Here is a 19,047-nt window from a genome sequence, read left to right as displayed (position 1 = left end):
GTCCCGGCCCGCCCCTGTGGCAGTGAGGGCTGCAGCCCTCGCCCCTGCTACTTCTCCGTGACGCCCGCCGAGTCGAACGTCGCCACCTCGTGCATCGCACGGGCCGCGCTCTGGACGATCGGCAGGGCGAGGAGCGCTCCCGTGCCCTCGCCGAGGCGGAGGTCCAGGTCGATCAGGGGGCGCAGGCCCAGCTTGTTCAGGGCCGCCACATGGCCGGGCTCCGCGCTGCGGTGGCCGGCGATGCAGGCCGCGAGAACCTCGGGGGCGACGGCGCGGGCGACGAGGGCGGCCGCTCCGGCGCTGACGCCGTCCAGGATCACCGGGGTGCGCAGCGACGCGCCGCCCAGGAGGAGACCGACCATCGCCGCGTGCTCCAGGCCGCCGACCGCGGCGAGGACGCCGACCGGGTCGGCCGGGTCCGGCTGGTGGAGGTCGAGCGCGCGGCGGACGACCTCGACCTTGCGGGCGTGGGTCTCGTCGTTGATGCCCGTGCCGCGGCCGGTCACCTCGGACGGGTCGACGCCCGTGTAGACCGAGATCAGAGCAGCCGACGCCGTGGTGTTGGCGATGCCCATCTCGCCGGTGAGGAGCGCCTTGTTGCCGGCCGCGACGAGGTCACGGGCCGTCTCGATGCCGACCTCGATGGCCGCCTTGACGTCCTCACGGCTCAGGGCGGGCCCGGTGGTCATGTCGGCGGTGCCGGCCCGGACCTTGCGGGGCAGCAGGCCCGGGGTCGCCGGGAGTTCGCTCGCCACACCCACGTCGATGACGCAGACCTCGGCGCCGACCTGGTTCGCGAACGCGTTGCAGACCGCGCCGCCGCCCAGGAAGTTGGCGACCATCTGGGCCGTGACCTCCTGCGGCCACGGGGTGACGCCCTGGGCGTGCACGCCGTGGTCACCCGCGAAGATCGCGACGGCCGCGGGCTCGGGGATCGGGGGCGGGCACATCCGGGACAGGCCGGAGAGCTGGGCCGAGATGATCTCCAGCATGCCGAGTGCGCCGGCCGGCTTCGTCATCCGCTTCTGCCGCTCCCACGCCTCGCCGAGCGCCTTGGCGTCCAGCGGGCGGATGTTGGAGACGGTCTCGGCGAGCAGGTCGTGCGGGTCCTCGCCGGGCAGGGCGCGGCGGCCGTACGTCTCCTCGTGGACGACCCAGGACAGCGGGCGTCGCTTGGACCAGCCGGCCTGCATCAGCTCGGGCTCGTCCGGGAACTCGTCGACGTAGCCCACGCAGAGGTAGGCGACGACCTCGAGGTGGTCGGGCAGGCCGAGGGTGCGGACCATCTCGCGCTCGTCGAAGAAGCTGACCCAGCCGACGCCGAGACCCTCGGCGCGGGCCGCGAGCCACAGGTTCTCGACGGCGAGCGCGGAGGAGTACGGGGCCATCTGGGGCTGGGTGTGGCGGCCGAGCGTGTGGCGGCCGCCGCGCGTCGGGTCTGCGGTGACGACGATGTTCACGGGAGTGTCGAGGATGGCCTCGATCTTCAGTTCCTTGAACTGCTTCGCGCGGCCCTTGGGCAGGGACTTGGCGTACGCGTCCTTCTGGCGCATGGCCAGTTCGTGCATCGTGCGCCGGGTCTCCGCGGAGCGGATGACGACGAAGTCCCAGGGCTGCGAGTGGCCGACGGACGGCGCCGTGTGGGCGGCCTCCAGGACACGGAGCAGCACGTCGTGCGGGATCGGGTCGCTGCGGAAACCGTTCCGGATGTCGCGGCGCTCGCGCATGACGCGCAGGACGGCCTCGCGCTCGGCCTCGTCGTAGCCGGGGGCGGCCGGGCCCTCGAGGTCGTCGGCCGGGGCCGGCAGCGTCTCGGAGGTCGCGTCCGTCACGGCCTGGGGGGCGGGGTCGGCCTCGCGGGGGGCGGGGACGAGGGTCTCCGGCTCAGCCTCCACGAGCGCCTGCTCCGTCTCCGCGACGGGCTCGGCGGCCGCGGGAGCGGTCTCCGGCTGCGCTTCGGCCTGGACGGGGGTCTCGGCGACGGCGTCGGGGAGCACGGGAGAGGTTTCGGCGGGCGCCTCGAACGCCTCGGGCGTCTCGTTCGCCCCGGCGGTCCCGGAGAGGTCAGCCGCCTCGGAGATCTCAGAGGCTTCGTGCGTCGCCTGCGGCTCGTTCGTCGCGTGCGTTTCGTTCATCGTGTGCGCCGCGTCGTCGACCGCGGGCGCTTCGTGTGTCTCGGGTACCACGTGGACTTCGTGTGCTTCTTGCGCTCGGGGGACCTGGTCCGCGTCGGGTGTTTCGGGGGCCTCGTCGATGAGGACGGGGGCCGGGGCGGCGGGCGCCACCGGTTCGGGCAACTCGGCCGCGGGCTCGGGCAGCGGCGGCACGACCATGTGCTGCGGCGGTGTCGGCGCCAGGTGCGGCGTGGTGGGGATCGTCCCCTCGACGGGCACGAACTGGCCGAGCGGCTGCGCCGCCTGGTCCGCCGGACCCTCGGCGGGAGCCTGCGGGAAGTGCTGGCCCTGAACCGCCTCGGGCGCCATGGCGAACTGGCCGGAGTGCGGGTCGACGGGCAGTTCACCGGGGTGCGTGGCCATCTGCTGATGCCCTGCGTAGGCGGCCACCGGCTCGGGCTGCACCGCGAACTGCGCGCCCTCGGGGCCCTGCCCGACCGGCGCGAACTGCACACCGTTCGGAGCGGAGGAGTAGTCGACGGCGTACTCGGCCGGCGCGGCCTGCTCCTCGGCGAACAGGACACCGTCGGGAGCCGCCGCGTACACCGGCACCTCCTCGGGGACGGCGAACTCCGGGGCCACCGTGCCCTCCGGCGTCTGCTCGGCCTGCGCGGCGTGCGGGTCCTGCACGTCCTGCGAATGCTGCGGCGCCTGGGCGAACACGGGGGCGTCGCCTACGGTCCGCTGCGTCGGGGCGGCCGGCGTGGCGGGAGTGGCGTCCGGGACGACCGTTTCTGCTGCGACCTCTGGGGCGAGCTCCTGTGCGACCTCCGCGGCGGGCGCCTCGAAGCCCTGCTGCGGCGCCTGCGCGCCCCAGGGAGCGGCGCCCTGCGGCGGGATCTCACCGAGCTGCGGCACCGGGGCGCCCGTCTCGTCGCGCGGGATGTCGAGGTACTCGGGCTCCGTGATGGGCGGGCCCGCCTGACGTACCGGCATGGGGTTCGGCGGTGTGTGTGCGGGGCCGCGGTCGGCGAGCGAACGGACGGGGCTGCCCGTGCCGTCCGGCACCGGCGGACCCATGTGCAGCGGGCGACGCGCGGGCCCGGGGTGCGGGGCGGGCGAGGGCCCCGGCACTCGGACTCCGTTCAGGTCGACCTGGCCGCTGTCCCGGCCCGCCGTCTCGTGCGGGCCCGGCTCGTGCGGGGCGGGCATCGGGGCGGCCTGCGGCTCGCCCCAGGCGCCCTGCGAACCCGGCATCAGCAGCAGATCGTCGTCTTCGGTGGGGGTTTCGGAGGGGTCGAGGAAGGTGTACGCACCCGGGGCGGGGACGCCCGGCTGTTCCACCGTGCCTGCGTTCTCCGGCAGCCCCTCGCCCGGAACCTGGCCGGTGTCGGTCATGCGTACCCCTCGCCCATCGGTTAGTGCTTCTTCGGCAGCCCCCGGCCGTCGGCCGGGGATGCGACCCCAGTGACCGGAACGGCGCACCGACCGCCCGTCATGAAGAACGAGCGTGAGTGCCGTGCGGCACGAGCCGGCTGAGGACAACAGGTATTGTCCCGGTCGGCCGGCTGCCACCGCACCTGGATCGGGCACGGCCCGCTGTGGACTGCGCCACGTTGCGCATCCTCCGGTCCTGCCGTACCACACGCACCCCAAAAGTGGCGCGTTTTCCGGACATTGACCGACGGAAAGCCGGACGTCCGGGTGCAGTACAACGATCGGCCAGCCTACAGCGCGCCCCGGAGCGACGTGGTCACGGGTTGCGGTCGGGCAACTCCCCGGAGAGCAGGAACCCCACGGTCCGCTCCTTCTCGGTCCAGGCGCGAGTGTCCAGCTCGACGGACTGCAGGAGCGAACACTCGACCCGGTAGCCGTGCTCCGTCAGGTCCCTGCCGATGAGTTCGGCGGCATCGCGTGTCGCGGCGTGCGTCACGATGCGTTCGGGACGCCGGTCCGCGACGGCGGAGACGACGGCCGCTCCCCCGCCCCCGATGCGTACGACATCGGGTTCGGGCAGGTCCTCGAGGATGTGGGGCGCCGTGCCGTGCACGATCTGCGGCTGCACTCCGAAGCGGCGGGCGGTGGCGAGGGTGCGGGCGCAGGCGTCGGGGTCGCGGTCGACGGCGATGACGGCGGCACCGAAGCGGGCGGCCTCCGCGGTGAAGGCTCCGCTGCCGCAGCCGATATCCCAGACGAGGTCGCCCACGCGCGGTCCGGTGCGGGCTAGTTGGGCGGCGCGCAGGGGCTCGGTCTCGCCCTCGCCGAGGCGGCCGCCGTACTCGGCGGCGGGCAGTGCCCAGCCGCGCGGGGTGGCCGGGGGGGCGCCTCCGGCGAGCCAGGCGCTGTCGTCGGACGGGGCGGCCGGGCCGCCGATGACGATGACGACGTTCGGGTCCCGCCAGGTGTGGTCGGCGGCGTTGTCGCTGGTCACAACGGTGACCTGCTCGCGGTCGGTGCCGAGTTCCTCGCAGATGACGAAGGTGCGGTGAACGCCTTCGAGGAGCAGTCCGAGTTCGGCGGGGCCCGCTCCGGGCGAGGTGAGAACGGCGACCTTCGGGTGGGCGCGGCAGACGTTGACGGCGCGGCGCAGGGTGCGGCGTTGGGCGACGACGACCTGGGCGTCGTCCCAGGGCATACCGGCGCGGGCGAAGGCCTGGGCCACGGAGGAGACGGCGGGGACCACTTCGACCTCGAGGCCGAACTCGGGCGCGCGCAGGGTGCGTACGACTCCGAAGAAGCCGGGGTCTCCGTCGGCGAGGACGACGGCGGTGCCGCGGTGGGCGGCGATACGGCGGGCGGCGAGCGAAACGCTGCCGAGCCTGATCCGCTCGGCACGGCCCGGGACCTCGGGAAGGGCGAGGTGGTGGCCCGCGCCCGCCACGAGGGTGGCGGCGCCGAGGGCGGAGCGTGCCGTCGCGGTCAGGGGCGAGCCGTCCCAGCCGATCACCGTGACCCGGTCGGCCATCGTCGTCAGTCTCCTGGGGGTTCTCGCGGGTCGAACGGGCTCGGTGAGCGTACCTGGTGTACCTGGGTGTGACCTTTGGGGTCAGTTCCAGTCCGGGAATGACGTGTATCCGCCGGTCTCGGCGAACTCGTCGGAAACGCCGTCGAGGTCCTCGGGCAGCAGGCTCCACACGATGAAGTCGGTCCGCAGGTCCTCCCAGCCGCCGTCCTCGGTACGGGTACGCGCTATGCACGCGTTGCGCAGGACGCCCTCACTGATGCAGCCGATCTTCTGGGCGACCTGCTGGGAGGCGGTGTTGTCGGCCGCGGTGCGCAGCTCCAGGCGCTCCAGACCCTGCTCGCGGAAGAGCCAGCGGGCGGTGGCGAGCGCCGCCTCGGACGCGTAGCCCTCGCCGCGGGCCCAGGGCGCGATGATGTACGACAGCTCCGTGGAGCCCACGTGCCAGTTCGTCTTGCCGAGCTGGACGATGCCGACCAGGCGCTGGGTGAGGAACTCGGTGACGGCCAGGTCGAGGCCGCGGCCCGCGATGCGCTCGGTGGGGGCGTACTGGGTGATCCAGGTGCGGGCCTGGTCCTCGCCGAAGGGCTGGGGCACCGAGGTCCAGGCGGCGACCATCTCGTCGTTCATCATCTCGGCGAGGGCGGGGGCGTCGTCCTCCTCGAGGGCGCGCAGGACCAGCCGCTCCGTGCTGATGGAGATGTCCGGGAAGCCCCGAGTACCAGTCGTCATGGCGCCGCTCCGTAACCTTCATGGCCTGGTGAAGTGCCCAGCATGCAGCATGAAGGCACGTAACTGCACCACGGGGTCCTCTCCCGGTGCGGAAGAGGACCCCGTGAAGGTGCGGTGGCTACGAGTGGTGTCAGCCGGCGGCGACCGGAAGCACCGAGCCCTGGTACTTGTCCTCGATGAACTTCCTCACCTCGGGCGAAGTCAGCAGCACGGCAAGCTTCTTGACCCGGGGGTCGTCCTCGTTGCCCTTCTTGACGGCGAGGACGTTGTTGTACGGGTTGCCCTTCGCGGACTCCACGAGGATGGCGTCTTTCTTGGGGCTCAAGTTCGCGTCGAGCGCGTAGTTGTTGTTGATGACGGCCGCGTCGACGTCGCCCAACGAGCGGGGCAGCTGGGCCGGTTCGAGCTCCTTGAAGACGAGCTTCTTCGGGTTGGACGCGATGTCCTGCGGGCTCGCGTTCGCGCCGGCGCCCTTCTTCAGCCCGATGACGCCCTTGGAGGCCAGGAGTTCGAGCGCCCTGCCCTCGTTGGTGGTGTCGTTCGGCAGTGCCACGGTCGCCCCGTCACGGAGCTCGGTGACGTCGTCGACCTTCTTGGAGTAGACCCCCATGGGCGGCAGGTACACCTCGGCGACCGCGCTCAGGGTGGTGCCCTTGGACTTGTTGAAGTCGTCCAGGTAAGGCTTGTGCTGGTACAGGTTGGCGTCGAGAGTGCCGTCCTGGAGGGCGGTGTCCGGCAGGACGTAGTCCGTGAACTCCTTGATCTCCAGGTCGAGTCCGGCCTTCTTCGCCAGGTGCTGCTTTACGTACGCGAGGACTTCGCCGGCCGGCGTCGGGGTGGCGCCGACGACGAGCTTGCCGCTCCTGTCGCCGGAGCCGGACCCCGAGTCGCCGGACCCGCAGGCCGTCAGGCCGAGCGCGAGGGCTCCGGCGATGACGGCTGCGGGAATCGTGACGGTGCGCATCGCTGCGATCAGAAGGAGGGAAGGACGGAGCCGGCGTACTTGTCCTCGATGAACTTCTTCACCTCGGGCGACGTCAGCAGCTTCGCGAGCTTCTTCACGCGCGGGTCGTCCTCGTTGCCCTTCTTCACGGCGAGGACGTTGTTGTACGCGTTGTTCTTCGTGGACTCCAGGGCGAGGGAGTCCTTGGCGGGGTTGAGGTGGGCACCGATCGCGTAGTTGCCGTTGATCACCGCAGCGTCGACGTCCTGCAGGGAGCGCGGGGTCTGGGCCGCCTCGACCTCCTTGAACTGGAGGTCCTTCGGGTTCTTCGCGACGTCCTGCGGGGTCGCGGTGGCCTCGGAGCCGCTCTTGAGCGTGATGAGCTTGTTGGCGGCGAGGAAGCGCAGGGCGCGGCTCTCGTTGTCGGCGTCGTTCGGGAGCGCGATGGTGCCGCCCTTCTTCAGGTCGCCGAGCGCCTTGGCCTTCTTGGAGTAGAGGCCGAGCGGCTCGAGGTGGACCGTGGCGACCGACTCGAGGTGCGTGGCGTTCTTCTTGTTGAAGTCTTCCAGGTACGGCTGGGTCTGGAAGTAGTTGGCGTCCACGGACCCGTCCTCGGTCGCCGTGTTCGGCGTGACGTAGTCGGTGAACTCCTTGACCTCCAGGTTGAGGCCGGCCTTCTTCGCCAGGTGGTCCTTCACGTACTCGAGGATCTCGGCGTGCGGGACGGGGGTCGCCGCGACGACGAGCGGGTCGGACGCCTTGGCCTTGGTGTCACCCTTGTCGGAGCCGCAGGCGGTCAGGCCCAGGGTGAGGGCGCCGGTGGCGAGGACAGCAGCGGTGATCTTGGTGGTGTTACGCACGAAAAGTGCCTTTCTCCATGGGTGGTGCAACCCGCCGGGTGGGGCGGGGAGTCAGGGGTCAGCGGGTCTTGTCAGCGGGTCTTGGTGGTGGCGCCCGCGGTGCTCACGGCCGGCCGGCCGACGAAGAGGCTGAAGCGGAGCGGCTCGCCGCCCTTGCCCGCGCGGCGGTGCAGGACGCGGGCTCCGCTGTCGCCGCCGAACTGGATGATCGCGATGACGACGGCGAGGATCGCCACGATGGTCCACATCATCCCGGTCTCGAAGCGCTGGTAGCCGTAGCGGATCGCGAGGTCTCCGAGGCCGCCCGCGCCGACGGTGCCGGCCATGGCGGAGTAGCCGATGATGGCGACGATCGTCGTGGTGGTCGCCGAGATCAGCGAGGGCAGCGACTCGGGCACGAGCACCTTGCGCACGACGGTCCAGGTGTTGCCGCCCATCGACTGCACGGCCTCGACCAGGCCGCCGTCGACCTCGCGTACGGAGGTCTCGACGAGGCGCGCGAAGAACGGGATGGCGCCGATGGCCAGCGGCACGATGGCGGCCTCGCGGCCGATGGTGGTGCCCACGATCGCGCGCGTGAATCCGATCAGGGCGACCATCAGGATGATGAAGGGCATCGAGCGGACGATGTTCACGATCTGCCCGATGACCTTGTTCACCAAGGCGTTCTGCAGCAGACCGCCGCGGTCCGTCAGGACCAGCAGGATGCCGAGCGGAAGACCGCCGACGACGGCGATCAGCGTCGACCAGCCGACCATGTAAAGGGTGTCCCAACACGCCTGGGACAGCAGCGGCTGCATCTCCGACCAGGTCACTTGGTGACACCTTCCTTCAGCAGTACGGGCTCGTGACCCTGGATCTCGACCTGGAGCCCCTGCTCGCGCAGGAAGCCGATCGGGACGACGTTCTCGTCGAAGCGGCCGGGCAGCTCGATGCGCATGCGGCCGACCTGCTTGCCCGCGACGGTGTCCATCGCGGCGCCGAGGATCGAGATGTCGATGTTGTACGTGCGCGACAGTTGCGAGATGACCGGCTGGGTCGTCGACTCCCCGTGGAAGGTGACGTCGATGACCGTGCGATCCGCGCCGGAGGCGTCGCCGCTGACCGGGAAGAGCGCGGCGGCGAGCTCGGAGCCCGGCGTCGCGAGCAGCTCGCCGACGGTGCCGGACTCCACGATGCGTCCGCGCTCCATGAGGGCGGCGGAGTCGCAGACCGTCTTGACGACGTCCATCTCGTGCGTGATGAGCAGGACGGTCAGGCCGAGCTGCTGGTTGAGGTCGCGCAGGAGCTGGAGGATCGAGCGGGTGGTCTCGGGGTCGAGGGCGCTGGTGGCCTCGTCGGAGAGCAGCACCTTCGGGTCGCCGGCCAGGGCGCGGGCGATGCCGACGCGCTGCTTCTGGCCGCCGGAGAGCTGGGCCGGGTAGGACTTGGCCTTGTCGGCGAGCCCGACCAGGTCGAGAAGTTCCAGCGCCTTGCGGGACCGCTCGTTCCCCGACTTGCCGAGGATCTCGAGCGGCAGCTCGATGTTGTCCTGGACCGTGCGCGAGGACAGCAGGTTGAAGTGCTGGAAGACCATGCCGATGCGGCTGCGGGCCTCGCGCAGCTCCTTGCCGGCGCGGGAGCCGCGGCCGACGAGGGCGGTGAGGTCCTGTCCGGCGACCGTCACGGTGCCGGAGGTGGGACGCTCCAGGAGGTTGACGCAGCGGATGAGGGAGGACTTGCCGGCGCCGGACTGGCCGATGACGCCGTACACCTCGCCCTCGCGGACGTGCAGATCGACGCCGTCGAGGGCGGTGACCTCTCGACCGCGCGAGCGGTAGACCTTGGTGAGGCCCTGGGTGGTGATCACGTGGGATTCCGTCACTGTCGATTGCGCGGCGCGGGTGAGCGCCTGCGGCGGGCATTCATGGTCGGGATCGGCCTGGACGCAGCACGGTTCTCGCTGTGGCGGTGGAACCGGGGGGAGACTGTGCGCGGGGCGGCCCGGTCACGTACGGCGTAAGCACGGACAGGGCACGGCGTTTCGCTTCGGGGCGCGAGAAACAGGCGGTGCGGGGGCCCTCAGAAGGCGCACATTCGACACATACAACGAGCACCGGGCGTCATCGTCGCCTCGGTCGCAAGGGTGCGGCTGCTCGTCGTGGTCATGCGAAAAGTAAAGCAGAAGTGCGCCCTGATCCCCGAACCGCTGTCCGAATAGCGGACAGCCCTGGACGGTGGACACCCGGCCCGGACGCCGCCCGAGTGAGCCGTGCGGCCAGTGCGGGCAGGGGCAGCAGGTGGTTCCCGCCGTCGTCCGCGCCCGGCCCGGCACCGGGCGCGCTGTGGCCAACGCCACGGTGGCGGGGCCGCGCGCAGCGGGCCTTTTCGGCCGTAATAGGGTCTCGGCATGCTTGATGCCCTGACGGTCGCGACCGCTGTCGCCGCGCTCGCGCTCGCCGCCTGGTGCGGCTTCGCCGCCTACCGCGACCAGCCGACCAAGGACTGGCACTTCATCGGTATGGCGGTGGTGTCACTGCTCGCCACGGTCCAGCTGATCGTCGGCATCGTGCAGCTGGCGCGCGGCGAGAAGCCCGACCAGGGCACGACGATCTTCGTGGCCTATCTGATCGGCGCGTTCGCGTGCATCCCGGCGGCCGGCTTCATGTCGCTCGCCGAGCGCACCCGCTGGGGTTCGGTGACGGTGGCGGCCGGCGGCATCGTGCTGGCCGTCCTGCAAGTGCGGCTCTACGACATCTGGGGAGGCTGAGGTGTCCGTGACCTCACAGAGCGAGAGCGGCAGCAAGCCGCAGAGACTGACCAGCGGCCCCGGCACGCTGCTGGTGTGGCTGTACGGCGTGATGGTGGTCGGCGCGGTCTCGCGCTCGGCCGTCCAGATCTCGACGGAGTTCGGCCACGCGCCGCTGGCCTACTCGCTGTCGGCGCTCGCGGGCATCGTGTACGGCTTCATCACGTACTCCCTCGTGCGCGGTGGGGAGAAGGCCCGCAGGGCGGCGCTGGTGTGCTGCGCCGCCGAGCTCGTGGGCGTACTGACCGTGGGGACGTGGACGCTGGCGGACCCGTCGGCGTTCCCGGACGCCACGGTCTGGTCGGACTACGGCATGGGCTATCTGTTCATTCCGGTACTGCTCCCGGTGACTGCCATGTTCTGGCTCAACAAGGCGCGCAGGACTGCCGCCTAGGGCTTGTCTCCAAGCCCTGGGGTCTGACGGCCCCTAGGCGACGAAGGCGCCCGCTTCCGCGTCCTTGGCGAGCGTCACCACGGTGAGCCGCTCGTCGACGCGCTTCGTGGACACGGCCGCATAGCCGTGCTTCCGGTAGAGACGCAGGTTGTGCTCGCTGCGGTGGCCGGTGAACAGCTGGAAGCGCTTGGCGGCGCCGTCCGCGCCGAGCTTCGCCTCGACGGCGTCGAGCAGCCGCCCGCCCAGGCCGTGGCGCTGCATGCGCGGGTGCACGACGAGCTTGCCTATCCGTGCCGTGCCGTCCGCGTCCATGGCGCCCCGCACCGCGGCCACGACTTCCTCCCCGAGCCGGGCCACCAGGACCGTGCCGCCCGCGAGTTCGGCCCTGACCGAGTCGAGCGGTTCCGTCAGCGGCTCGATCGAGTAGTCGCCGTAGAGCTCGGCCTCGCTCTGGTAGCACAGGTACTGAAGTTTGAGGATCTTCTCGGCGTCCTGCTCGGTCGCCGCAGAGATGATCACGCTCATGCCCATGTGTGCATGCCTCCCGCTCACCTGCTCCGCCGGTTGTCTATCGCTCCTTTCCCCAGGGTTCAGGAGCCGCAACCTCTGCTGCCAGCATTCTGCGCAGGCATCCCAGACATCTGGAACGTTCCGGACCGAGGCTGCCCTGTGAGATACCCAACTCGCCTGCGATCTCGCGGTAGGTGAGGTCCTGCGGCGACAGGAAGGCGGCCACGACGCGGGGGCAGCGACCGGGCAGTCGGCGCACGGCGGCGTGCAGCGCGCGGTGACGGTCGCCGGCCAGCGCCCGCTGTTCCGGGCCGTGTTCGAAGGCGTCGGCGGGCTCGGTGACGTACGGGATCTCCCGCAGCGCGGCGTGGCGGGTGCGGCGGGCCTCGGATCTGACGGCGGCGGTGAGCCAGGCGGCGGGGTCGGCGGGCGGGCCGTCGCTGTCGATGCGCTCCAGCAGGCGCAGCCAGACAGCCTGTTCGAGGTCGCCGGGTTCGCCCGCGCCGGCGTGGGCCTCCGCCGAGACCTCGGCGGCGATGAGCGGGCGCAGGGTGTCGATGACCAGGTCGTACGTCATGCCGGGCGGGACGCGGCCGCCCGGGCGTGTGGTTGCCGGGGCGGCCGCGCGTCACCCCAACCGGGGCCGGGATGCGCTGTGTTGACGGCGTGCTGACGGAGGTCAGGCCTTCAGGAAGTCCTCGCGGGCGAGCAGCGCCGTGTCGCAGTTGTCCGAGAAGATGCCGTCGATGCCGGTGGCCAGGTAGGTCTTGAAGGCGCCGAACGCGTCGCCGTAGGCGTTCGGGTCGGTGCCCTTCTTGAAGTCGGCGGGCAGGAAGGTGTTCTCGTTGCGCATCGTGTACGGGTGCAGGATCAGGCCCGCGGCGTGCGCGTCCTTGACGAGCGTGGTGGGCGCGAGGAGCTTGCCGTCCTTGTCCTTGGGGATGACGAGGTCGAGCGTAGGGCCGATGCCCTGGGCGTACGAGGCGATCTCGTCGAGGCCCTTGGGGGTGATGAGGTCGGCGACGGTGCGCGGGTCACCGGCGTCGACGAAGTCCCAGGGGCGCGAGTTCGCGGTCGACAGGAGCACGACGAGCGGGTTGTCGACCAGCTTGTTCAGCCGCTGGATGCTGGTCGGCTCGAAGGACTGGAGGAAGACCGGCGAGTTCTTCTTGTTGACGCCGTACTTGCGCAGGAGCGTGGCGACGCGCTCCTCCAGGCCGAGGCCGAGCTTGCGGAAGTAGGTGGGGTGCTTGGTCTCGACATGGATCCACACCTCCTTGCCGCGCTCGCGGCTCTGCCGCTCACGCCACGTGAGGACCTCTTCGAACGTGGGGATCTCCCAGCGGCCGTCGTAGAGGGTGTTGCGCTGGCGGTTGGCCGGGATGCGCTCCTTGGCGCGCAGGGTCTTCAGCTCGGCGAGCGTGAAGTCCTCGGTGAACCAACCGGTCGTGGCGACCCCGTCGAGGCTCTTCGTGGTCTTGCGGCCGGCGAACTCGGGGTGCGCGGAGACGTCGGTCGTCCCGCCGATTTCCGGCTCGTGACGGCATACGAGGTGACCGTCCTTGGTGGGCACGAGGTCGCCCGCCTCGATGACGTGCGCGCCCATCTCCAGGGCCAGCTGGTACGAACCGAAGGTGTGCTCCGGCCGGTAGCCGCTCGTGCCCCGGTGGGCGATGACGGTCGGCACGGGCAGGCTCTTGTAGCCACCGCCACCGTGATGTCCGCCACCACTGCGCTCGTCGGCGCTCGCCACGCCGGGCGCGCCCAGGACGGCTCCGCCCGCGCCGAGCACCGCCGCACCCAGTACCGAACGGCGGCCGAGCTGCGACCCCCGGGACTCCTGTGACTTCCGCATGCCCATTGAGCACTCCTCCCACATCAGTGCCTTGCACCTGTCAAAGCGCACCGATCGTAGGTGTGCGGGAGTGACCAGTGGGAGACCTTGGACCGAACGGAAGGGTGATGCGAGGTGACTCCTGCGCACCGCGTGACGGCCAACGGAGCGTAAATGCGGGTCAACACTGCGTATCGAGTGCGTGAACCCGATGTGCAACGGGCCGGGGGCCGCGAGTATCGTCCTCACCTGCAGACTTCAGCTCATCCAGCCACGGCTTAGGCCGCCACCCCTTGACACCGGAGGGCCCGTTGTCCCGTTTCGCGTTCATCAAGGCAGTGCTCTCACCGATCATGCGCCTGATGTTCCGCCCCCGGGTGGAGGGCGCCGAGAACATCCCGGGCACCGGTCCGGTCATTCTCGCGGGCAACCACCTGACCTTCATCGACTCGATCGTGCTGCCGATCGTGTGTGACCGTCAGGTCCTGTTCATCGGCAAGGACGAGTACGTCACCGGCAAGGGCGTCAAGGGCCGCGTCATGGCGTGGTTCTTCACCGGCGTCGGCATGATCCCCGTCGACCGGGACGGCGCGAACGGCGGTGTCGCGGCGCTCATGACGGGCCGTCGCGTCCTGGAGGAGGGCCAGGTCTTCGGCATCTACCCCGAGGGCACCCGCTCCCCCGACGGCCGCCTCTACCGCGGCCGCACCGGCATCGCCCGGCTGACCCTGATGACAGGCGCGCCCGTCGTCCCGTTCGCGATGATCGGCACGGACAAGCTCCAGCCGGGCGGCAGTGGCCTCCCGCGGCCCGGCCGCGTCACCGTCCGCTTCGGCGAGCCGATGGAGTTCTCCCGCTACGACGGCATGGGCCGCGACCGCTACGTGCTGCGCGCCGTGACCGACTCGGTGATGGCGGAGGTCATGCGCCTGTCCGGCCAGGAATACGTGGACATGTACGCGACCAAGGCGAAGGCCGCCTGAGCGGGTCGCGCTCGAACACGACGAAGGGCCGCACCCGGTGGGTGCGGCCCTTCGTCACACGTACGGACGCCTCGACGCCCGGTGAAGGTGCGTCATCCGTACGGCCGTGTCGTCATCCGTACGGTCGCGTCCGTCACGGGTGTTCGACGCCGTCCTCCAGCTTCTGGCCGCGCAGCAGGAACCACGCCGCCACCGCCGTCGCGAGGAGTACCGCCGCGCCGACCCCCGCGGCCGCCCGCAGCCCGTCGACGAAGGCGCTCTGCGCGGCCGAGATCAGTTCGCTCGCGGTGTGCGCGGGCAGCGCCGAGACGGAATCGACCGCGCCGCCCAGGGATTCGTGGGCGGCCGACGCCACCTCGGGCGGGGTGCCGACCGGGGCCGTGAAGTCCCGGTAGACGCCCGTGACGATGGAGCCGAGCAGGGCGATACCGAGGGCCGCGCCCAGTTCGTACGCCGTCTCGGAGACCGCCGAGGCCGAGCCCGCCTGCTCCTTCGGCACGTTGGAGAGGATCACGTCGGCCGTGACGGTGAACGAGAACCCCGCGCCGACGCCGACGATCAGGAGCACCGACCCGAGCAGCGGATAGCCGGTCGACTGGCTGAGCCCGGTCAGCCCGGCCAGGGCGAGGCCCACCGCGGCGAGGCCACCCGCGACGACGGAGCGCACGGAGAACCGGCGCGCGACCCTGCCGGCGACCAGTCCGGCCGCCACCGCACCGATGGCGGCGGGCAGTTCGGCGAGACCGGCCTCGAACGGGCCGCGCCCCTGGACCAGTTGCAGGAACTGGGAGAGGAAGAACACCAGGCCCGAGAGGCCGAGGATGGTGAGCAGGTCGGCGAGGACCGCGGCCGAGAATCCGCGGTGGCGGAACAGACGCATGTCGAGGAGCGGCGCGGGCAGCGTGAGCTGGCGTCGGACGAACCATGCCAGAGCGGCCAGTCCGAGCACGCCGGACGCAAGCACCTGCCAGCCGAGGCCGTGCGACGCGGCCTCCTTGACCGCGTAGACGACGCCGATCATGCCGACGAGGGACAGGACGACGCTGATCAGGTCCCACGGACCGCCCGCCGGGTTCTTCGACTCGGGCAGCAGCTTGACGCCGACGACGACGAGGACCGCCATCACGGGCAGGTTGATCAGGAAGACCGAGCCCCACCAGAAGTGTTCGAGCAGGAAACCGCCGACGACGGGACCCACGGCCGCGCCCGCCGAGGCCGCCGCACCCCAGATACCGACGGCGAGCGAACGCTCGCGCGGGTCGGTGAAGATGTTGCGGATCAGGGCGAGGGTCGAGGGCATCAGGGTGGCACCCGCGACGCCGAGCAGGGCCCGGGCCAGGATCATCATTTCGGGGCTCGTCGCGTACGCGTTGAGCACCGAGACGGCACCGAACGCGACCGCGCCGGTGAGCAGCAGCTTCTTACGGCCGATGCGGTCGCCGAGGCTGCCCATGGAGACCAGGAGTCCCGCGATCACGAACGAGTAGACGTCGCCGATCCACAGGAGCTGCGTACCGGTCGGCTCCAGGTCCTCGCTGATGTACGGCGTCGCGAGACCGAGCACCGTCGCGTCGACCGCGACCAGGAGCACCGCGAGCACGAGGGCGGAGAGCGCGAGCCATCGTCCTCGTCCGGGCCTCGGCTCCACCTCCGCCGCGAATGTGCGCTGGTGTGTGCTGGTCATGGTTCCACTCTCCGTCTGGCGCCGCCGAGCAGGAGCTCGACGATCATGTGTTGGAAGTCCTTGGCGGCCACACGGCCGTCCTGTACGGCCCAGGCGCCCCCGCCGATCAGGCTGTAGAGCGCCTCCGTGAGCCACGCGGGTGTCAGGTCGATACGAAACTCGCCGCGCTCCTGGCCGCGCGTGAACAGCCCGGCGATACGGGCGTCGAGCCGGGCCCAGCCCTCGTTCTGGGACTCGCCCTCGAAGAGTTGGTTCTCCGTGACGAGGAAGGCGAGGAGTCCGGCGCACGGCTGGATCTCCGTCACGAGCCGGCGTACGGCGTCGTCGGCGCTGCCCTCGTCGAGCCGGGCGGCGTCGAGAGCCGCCTCGCACTCCTGGATCCCCAAGTCCTCGAGGGCCCTGACGAGTGCGTCCCGGCCCGCGAAGTGCCGGTGCAGTGTGGCGCGGCTGAGACCGGCTGCCCTGGCCACCTCGTCCATCGTGGCCGTGGCCTTGCGGGTGAGCAGGGCGGCTGCGGTGCGCAGCACCTGGTCTCGGTCGACTGACATGAGACGAGGATAGACCACGTGAGACATGTTTGTCTCATGCAGAGCGTGGACGTCTCATAGATGGCTGGATATATGGGGGCGAACCAGGTGAGGGTGGGCGCGACAGGGGCGCGGGCGCGGGTCAGGTCTGCCAGGCCTCGCGGCACAGGGCTGTGGACGCCTCGTCGAGGTGACGGGCCGTGGCGAGCCAGGCACGGGCGACGGCGTCGGCGTCGGCGTCCGCCGGGACGAGGCGGCCGAACCCGTCGCGGCCCCGCTCGGCCGCGGATCTGCGCATCGCATCGACCACCGGTCGTGGGCGCGCGCGCCGAACGCACTCGTCACGAGCACCGGTTGTGAGCCGGTGTTGATCAACCGCCGGAAACTTTGGAGGCATCCACCGACAACGCCGTGTGGCCCGGCCCCCTGAAGGGCCGGGCCACACAAAGGGCAGGTCAGGACTTGGCGTCGGCCCACGCGCGCTGCACGGCGAGGTCGTCCTTCACCTCGGCGAGCTGCACCGCGACGGCCGAAGGAGCGGTGCCGCCGCGCCCGTTGCGCGAGGCGAGCGCGCCCGCAACGTTGAGGACGGTGCGCACCTCGGGCGTGAGGTGCTCGGAGATCTTCGCGAACTGCTCGTCCGTGAGCTGGTCGAGCTCGATGCCGTGCTGCTCGCACTCCTTGACGCACTCGCCGGCGACCTCGTGCGCGACGCGGAACGGCACGCCCTGCTTGACGAGCCATTCGGCGATGTCGGTGGCGAGCGAGAAGCCGGCCGGGGCGAGCTCCTCCATCCGCTCCCGGTTGACCGTGAGCGTGGCCATCATGCCGGTGAACGCGGGCAGCAGGACCTCGAGCTGGTCGCAGGAGTCGAAGACCGGCTCCTTGTCCTCCTGAAGGTCGCGGTTGTACGCGAGCGGGAGGGCCTTGAGCGTGGCCATGAGTCCGGTCAGGTTGCCGATCAGACGGCCGGACTTGCCACGGGCGAGCTCGGCGATGTCCGGGTTCTTCTTCTGCGGCATGATCGACGAGCCGGTGGAGAAGGCGTCGTGAAGGGTCACGAAGGAGAACTCCTTCGTGTTCCAGATGATGATCTCCTCGGCGATGCGCGAGAGGTTCACGCCGATCATCGCGGTGATGAAGGCGAACTCCGCGACGAAGTCCCGCGACGCGGTGCCGTCGATGGAGTTGCCGGCCGAGCCGTGCTCGAAGCCGAGGTCCTTCGCGACGGCCTCCGGGTCGAGGCCGAGCGACGAACCGGCCAGGGCGCCGGAGCCGTACGGCGAGACCGCCGTGCGCTCGTCCCACTGCCGCAGCCGCTCGGCGTCCCGGGACAGGGACTGGACGTGCGCGAGGACGTGGTGCGCGAACAGGACCGGCTGGGCGTGCTGGAGGTGCGTACGGCCGGGCATGGCGACGTCGGCGTGCGCCTCGGCGAGGCCGACGAGCGCGTCCTGGAGGTCGGCGACGAGGCCGCCGATGACGCGCGCGTGGTCGCGCAGGTACATCCGGAAGAGCGTGGCCACCTGGTCGTTGCGGGACCGGCCCGCGCGCAGCTTGCCGCCGAGGTCGACGCCGAGCCGCTCCAGCAGGCCGCGCTCCAGCGCCGTGTGGACGTCCTCGTCGGCGATCGTCCCGACGAACGAGCCGTCCGCCACATCCGCTTCGAGCTGGTCGAGGCCCGCGAGCATGCGGGTCAGCTCGTCCTCGGTGAGCAGGCCCGCCTTGTGCAGCACGCGCGCGTGGGCGCGGGAGCCGGCGATGTCGTACGGCGCCAGGCGCCAGTCGAAGTGGACCGAGGCGGAGAGTTTCGCCAGGGCCTCGGCGGGGCCGTCGGCGAACCGGCCGCCCCAGAGGCGGACATCGCCGGTGTTGCTGCTCACGGTTGCTCCTAGATGTGCGGTGACGCGGGGCGGGTTTTCTCTTCCCCGTCCCGCCCCTTCCCGTAACGGGTATCAGGCGAGGTCGCGCTTCGCCGCGCTCTTCGAGGACGGGGCGAAGACGTCGATGACGTCATGCATGAGTATGCATTCGACTGCATGATTCGTCAATCGACCCCTCCGCGGACCGAAACGCGCGCGAAATCCTTAGACAGGCGAACGATCCCGGGCCGATAATCCAGAACCATGGGAAAGACCTACGAACGCATAGACGGCAGGCTCCGCACCTTCATCGAGGAGCAGCCGATGTTCTTCACCGCGACCGCACCCCTCGCCGAGGACGGCACGGTGAACCTCTCACCCAAAGGACTGACGGGATCCTTCGCCGTGCTCGACGAGCGGACCGTCGCCTATCTCGACTTCGCCGGCAGCACCGCCGAGACCATCGCGCACCTGCGCGAGAACGGCCGCATCACCCTCATGTGGTGCGCCTTCCAGGGCCCTCCGAACATCGTCCGGGTGCACGGCCACGGAGAACCCGTCTTCCGTGACGACCCACGGTTCAAGGACCTGCTCGAACACTTCCCCGATATCGACCCCAGCCTCCACGGACTGCGCGCCATCGTCGTCGTGACCGCCGAGCTCATCCGCGACAGCTGCGGATACGCGGTGCCCTTCATGTCGTACGACGCGGACCGCGACCTGCACGGGAGGCGGTTCGCACGCGAGGACGACGCCTCCCTGAGCGAGTACTTCAAGAAGAAGGAACACATCGAGCACAGCATCGACGGACTTCCGGGGCTGCCGCTCCCGTTGCCTCCGACTACCGTCTGACA

The 19,047-nt window shown here is 70.6% G+C and carries 18 protein-coding genes; 4 read left to right on the top strand and 14 right to left on the bottom strand.

All coding sequences use genetic code 11. From position 1 onward, the window contains the following. Positions 1-47: 47 nt before the first annotated feature. From cobT to OG758_RS37450, 7 genes are all read right to left on the bottom strand, one after another. Positions 48-3,512 (bottom strand): nicotinate-nucleotide--dimethylbenzimidazole phosphoribosyltransferase, encoded by a 3,465-nt coding sequence (gene cobT / locus OG758_RS37480; protein ID WP_326713954.1) that lies wholly within the window; start codon positions 3,510-3,512, stop codon positions 48-50. A gap of 355 nt (positions 3,513-3,867) precedes the next feature. Continuing rightward, positions 3,868-5,079 (bottom strand): precorrin-6y C5,15-methyltransferase (decarboxylating) subunit CbiE, encoded by a 1,212-nt coding sequence (gene cbiE, locus OG758_RS37475; protein ID WP_326713953.1) that lies wholly within the window; start codon positions 5,077-5,079, stop codon positions 3,868-3,870. An 81-nt stretch (positions 5,080-5,160) separates the two neighbouring features. Next, entirely contained in the window at positions 5,161-5,808 is a 648-nt protein-coding gene (locus OG758_RS37470) for a GNAT family N-acetyltransferase (protein WP_326713952.1), read from the bottom strand. A gap of 130 nt (positions 5,809-5,938) precedes the next feature. Then, positions 5,939-6,772, bottom strand: coding sequence for a MetQ/NlpA family ABC transporter substrate-binding protein (locus OG758_RS37465; protein ID WP_326713951.1), 834 nt, complete (start codon positions 6,770-6,772; stop codon positions 5,939-5,941). Positions 6,773-6,780: 8 nt separating this feature from the next. After that, positions 6,781-7,611, bottom strand: a complete 831-nt coding sequence (locus tag OG758_RS37460; RefSeq protein WP_326713950.1) for a MetQ/NlpA family ABC transporter substrate-binding protein — start codon at positions 7,609-7,611, stop codon at positions 6,781-6,783. A 71-nt stretch (positions 7,612-7,682) separates the two neighbouring features. Beyond that, on the bottom strand, positions 7,683-8,426 hold the full coding sequence (locus OG758_RS37455) for a methionine ABC transporter permease (RefSeq protein WP_326713949.1): 744 nt from the start codon (positions 8,424-8,426) through the stop codon (positions 7,683-7,685). Continuing rightward, positions 8,423-9,460 carry a methionine ABC transporter ATP-binding protein gene (locus tag OG758_RS37450; RefSeq protein ID WP_266566437.1) on the bottom strand — a complete coding sequence of 346 codons (1,038 nt, stop codon included), beginning with the start codon at positions 9,458-9,460 and terminating at the stop codon, positions 8,423-8,425. Before OG758_RS37450 ends, OG758_RS37455 begins: the two co-directional genes overlap by 4 nt. A gap of 540 nt (positions 9,461-10,000) precedes the next feature. Between OG758_RS37450 and OG758_RS37445 the strand changes: the two genes are divergently transcribed. Continuing rightward, positions 10,001-10,360 carry a hypothetical protein gene (locus OG758_RS37445; RefSeq protein WP_266668480.1) on the top strand — a complete coding sequence of 120 codons (360 nt, stop codon included), beginning with the start codon at positions 10,001-10,003 and terminating at the stop codon, positions 10,358-10,360. A gap of 1 nt (position 10,361) precedes the next feature. After that, positions 10,362-10,793 (top strand): hypothetical protein, encoded by a 432-nt coding sequence (locus OG758_RS37440; RefSeq protein ID WP_326713948.1) that lies wholly within the window; start codon positions 10,362-10,364, stop codon positions 10,791-10,793. Between the two features lie 33 nt (positions 10,794-10,826). Here OG758_RS37440 and OG758_RS37435 read toward each other — a convergent pair whose 3' ends face one another. From OG758_RS37435 to OG758_RS37425, 3 genes are all read right to left on the bottom strand, one after another. Continuing rightward, positions 10,827-11,324, bottom strand: a complete 498-nt coding sequence (locus tag OG758_RS37435) for a GNAT family N-acetyltransferase (protein ID WP_326713947.1) — start codon at positions 11,322-11,324, stop codon at positions 10,827-10,829. Positions 11,325-11,361: 37 nt separating this feature from the next. Beyond that, positions 11,362-11,880 carry an RNA polymerase sigma factor gene (locus tag OG758_RS37430; RefSeq protein WP_326713946.1) on the bottom strand — a complete coding sequence of 173 codons (519 nt, stop codon included), beginning with the start codon at positions 11,878-11,880 and terminating at the stop codon, positions 11,362-11,364. Positions 11,881-11,982: 102 nt separating this feature from the next. Beyond that, the gene (locus OG758_RS37425) at positions 11,983-13,164 is read right to left on the bottom strand and encodes a glycerophosphodiester phosphodiesterase (RefSeq protein WP_326713945.1); all 1,182 of its coding nucleotides are present in this window, start codon (positions 13,162-13,164) and stop codon (positions 11,983-11,985) included. Positions 13,165-13,448: 284 nt separating this feature from the next. On the opposite strand from OG758_RS37425, the gene OG758_RS37420 reads away from it, so the two are divergent. Beyond that, on the top strand, positions 13,449-14,120 hold the full coding sequence (locus OG758_RS37420) for a lysophospholipid acyltransferase family protein (RefSeq protein WP_326713944.1): 672 nt from the start codon (positions 13,449-13,451) through the stop codon (positions 14,118-14,120). A 133-nt stretch (positions 14,121-14,253) separates the two neighbouring features. On the opposite strand, the gene OG758_RS37415 is transcribed toward OG758_RS37420, so the two are convergent. The 4 genes from OG758_RS37415 to argH form a co-directional block, all read right to left on the bottom strand. Further along, positions 14,254-15,804 carry an MFS transporter gene (locus tag OG758_RS37415; protein WP_326713943.1) on the bottom strand — a complete coding sequence of 517 codons (1,551 nt, stop codon included), beginning with the start codon at positions 15,802-15,804 and terminating at the stop codon, positions 14,254-14,256. Then, complete coding sequence (locus OG758_RS37410) at positions 15,801-16,352, bottom strand: TetR/AcrR family transcriptional regulator (RefSeq protein ID WP_326713942.1); 552 nt, start codon at positions 16,350-16,352, stop codon at positions 15,801-15,803. The genes OG758_RS37415 and OG758_RS37410 overlap by 4 nt, the downstream gene beginning before the upstream one ends. A gap of 121 nt (positions 16,353-16,473) precedes the next feature. Next, positions 16,474-16,629 (bottom strand): hypothetical protein, encoded by a 156-nt coding sequence (locus OG758_RS37405; RefSeq protein WP_326713941.1) that lies wholly within the window; start codon positions 16,627-16,629, stop codon positions 16,474-16,476. A 157-nt stretch (positions 16,630-16,786) separates the two neighbouring features. Beyond that, positions 16,787-18,214 (bottom strand): argininosuccinate lyase, encoded by a 1,428-nt coding sequence (gene argH, locus OG758_RS37400; protein ID WP_326713940.1) that lies wholly within the window; start codon positions 18,212-18,214, stop codon positions 16,787-16,789. 243 nt (positions 18,215-18,457) lie between these two features. Between argH and OG758_RS37395 the strand changes: the two genes are divergently transcribed. Further along, positions 18,458-19,045 (top strand): pyridoxamine 5'-phosphate oxidase family protein, encoded by a 588-nt coding sequence (locus OG758_RS37395; protein ID WP_326713939.1) that lies wholly within the window; start codon positions 18,458-18,460, stop codon positions 19,043-19,045. Positions 19,046-19,047 lie beyond the last annotated feature (2 nt).

The organism is Streptomyces sp. NBC_01474 (assembly GCF_035918215.1).
Taxonomy (GTDB): Bacteria; Actinomycetota; Actinomycetes; order Streptomycetales; family Streptomycetaceae; genus Streptomyces; species Streptomyces aureus.
The sequence above is the reverse complement of the archived record's forward strand: the minus strand, read 5'-3'. Positions and strand labels throughout refer to the sequence as shown.

What these genes read in the sequence shown, in the direction of transcription:
- cobT (WP_326713954.1), bottom strand. Translation starts at nt 3,512, where the DNA reads ATGACCGACACCGGCCAGGTTCCGGGCGAGGGGCTGCCGGAGAACGCA.
- cbiE (WP_326713953.1), bottom strand. Translation starts at nt 5,079, where the DNA reads ATGGCCGACCGGGTCACGGTGATCGGCTGGGACGGCTCGCCCCTGACC.
- OG758_RS37470 (WP_326713952.1), bottom strand. Translation starts at nt 5,808, where the DNA reads ATGACGACTGGTACTCGGGGCTTCCCGGACATCTCCATCAGCACGGAG.
- OG758_RS37465 (WP_326713951.1), bottom strand. Translation starts at nt 6,772, where the DNA reads ATGCGCACCGTCACGATTCCCGCAGCCGTCATCGCCGGAGCCCTCGCG.
- OG758_RS37445 (WP_266668480.1), top strand. Translation starts at nt 10,001, where the DNA reads ATGCTTGATGCCCTGACGGTCGCGACCGCTGTCGCCGCGCTCGCGCTC.
- OG758_RS37435 (WP_326713947.1), bottom strand. Translation starts at nt 11,324, where the DNA reads ATGGGCATGAGCGTGATCATCTCTGCGGCGACCGAGCAGGACGCCGAG.
- OG758_RS37430 (WP_326713946.1), bottom strand. Translation starts at nt 11,880, where the DNA reads ATGACGTACGACCTGGTCATCGACACCCTGCGCCCGCTCATCGCCGCC.
- OG758_RS37425 (WP_326713945.1), bottom strand. Translation starts at nt 13,164, where the DNA reads ATGGGCATGCGGAAGTCACAGGAGTCCCGGGGGTCGCAGCTCGGCCGC.
- OG758_RS37415 (WP_326713943.1), bottom strand. Translation starts at nt 15,804, where the DNA reads ATGACCAGCACACACCAGCGCACATTCGCGGCGGAGGTGGAGCCGAGG.
- OG758_RS37410 (WP_326713942.1), bottom strand. Translation starts at nt 16,352, where the DNA reads ATGTCAGTCGACCGAGACCAGGTGCTGCGCACCGCAGCCGCCCTGCTC.
- OG758_RS37405 (WP_326713941.1), bottom strand. Translation starts at nt 16,629, where the DNA reads ATGCGCAGATCCGCGGCCGAGCGGGGCCGCGACGGGTTCGGCCGCCTC.
- OG758_RS37395 (WP_326713939.1), top strand. Translation starts at nt 18,458, where the DNA reads ATGGGAAAGACCTACGAACGCATAGACGGCAGGCTCCGCACCTTCATC.